The sequence below is a fragment of the Photobacterium lucens genome (genome assembly GCF_009873615.1).
Classification (GTDB): domain Bacteria; phylum Pseudomonadota; class Gammaproteobacteria; order Enterobacterales; family Vibrionaceae; genus Photobacterium; species Photobacterium lucens.
In genome coordinates, this window is sequence record NZ_SSMG01000199.1 from 1 (window position 1) to 1606 (window position 1606).

Annotated in this window: 2 protein-coding genes; both read right to left on the minus strand. The window is 30.8% G+C overall.

Going from position 1 to position 1606, the window contains the following annotated elements; all coding sequences use genetic code 11:
• The coding region (locus tag E5A76_RS09410; protein ID WP_161118760.1) for a hypothetical protein at positions 1 to 978 on the minus strand (978 nt) is incomplete at its 3' end.
• On the minus strand, positions 978 to 1606 hold a 629-nt coding region (locus E5A76_RS09415), incomplete at its 5' end, for a GGDEF domain-containing protein (protein ID WP_161118761.1). The genes E5A76_RS09410 and E5A76_RS09415, both read right to left, overlap by 1 nt.

Sequence of the window (1606 nt, forward strand, 5' to 3'; positions counted from 1 at the left end):
GCATTGATGTTTATGGAATTTATCAAATGCATCTCTTCTGAGTAGACCTGTCATTTTATCCTTTGACATCAAAACAAAAACACCACGTCTAACTGTTTCAAATACAAAAAAAACAAGTGTTAAAAAAAACGCATAGATGAACACATCAAGACTTAATGCTAACCAGTTAATTGTTACATAATAAACACCATTTTCAGGCGTACATGGCAAAGTCACCCTCTTTAATGCAGGAAGGAGCATATATTCATAACTAGGCTTCGTTGACGATATTTCAATTTTTGAACCGTTATCTTTGTTATATGAAGATATCCAGTTACTAATAAAGTCATATTTAAGATCAAGCAGTACTACACCGATCAACTTTCGTTCATTATAAAATGGATGAAAAACAGAGCGGATATTTTCATGAGAGTAACTCTCAACATATTCTTCTGTTAACTTAAGATCGCAAGTACCAAAATCGGCATAAGGGTATGGAATATTTTCAAACTCCATAATGCGCTCTATCCAATTTTCATCGTGTAAACCTCTTGAGTTTAAAGCGATATGAACTTCACGTAACGGCTTAAAATGCGCTGTATTCGCCATTGTATCTGTACGTTGAATAACAGCTAATCCCCAAAAGTCATCTTGGACAAGTTGCTTAATCTTTTTTTCTACTTCATTCATAGCAGTAGATATTGATTTTACTTCATGCTCTTCATTAACCATTACAGCAATATCACCAATATGGTGAATACCCGATTTCATATGAACTACATCAGTATTTAGATAAAAAGGGGTTATCTGTCGGACAACATCATAAATATTATTAATTTTTTGTTTAATAACTTCAGATGCTTCGTTAAGTTTTGCTGTATTTAAAATCGTTAAAAAGTAAAAAATAATAGTAAACATTATTAAAAAGAAAAAAAACGTTCTTTTAATAAGAGCATAATTACCATTATTATGTTTTCTTCGAATCAATTTATTTTTCACTATAATAAAGTCGTCTTGTTTCTTCCAAGATTTTTCGACTGATATAAGGCTTTATCTGCACGCTTTAACGTGCTCATGATGTTTTCACCAGAATTCTGATGCGTACAACCTAATGATATTGATACAGATATTTCATTAATTTTACGAAGTGAAACACTCGTTCTTAAAAATTCTGATTTATTAATTAATTCATTACACTTCATTTTTGGAAAAATAATAACAAACTCTTCTCCACCCCATCGAATAGCAATATCAGTATCACGGATAGATTTGCAAATACGCTTAGTAACTTCCTGGATGACCATATCACCTACATCATGACCATAAGTATCATTAATGCTTTTAAAATGGTCAATATCACATATGATGACACTAGTATTAGTCAGTTTATTAAGCTTATACTCATAATGATCTCTACGATAAAAGCCTGTCATACTATCGTAATGATATTCCTTCCAGGTTTTCTCATAAAAACCGAGAATAATATTAATTACCAACAGGATTACAATCGATAAAAATAATGTTTGAATCAGAACATCACTAAAGTTCCAGCCTATGTAGTTTTTTTCTTCTGATATACTATGAGGTAAAGAAAATTTAAAACTAAATAAATGGTCAATATCAGTTA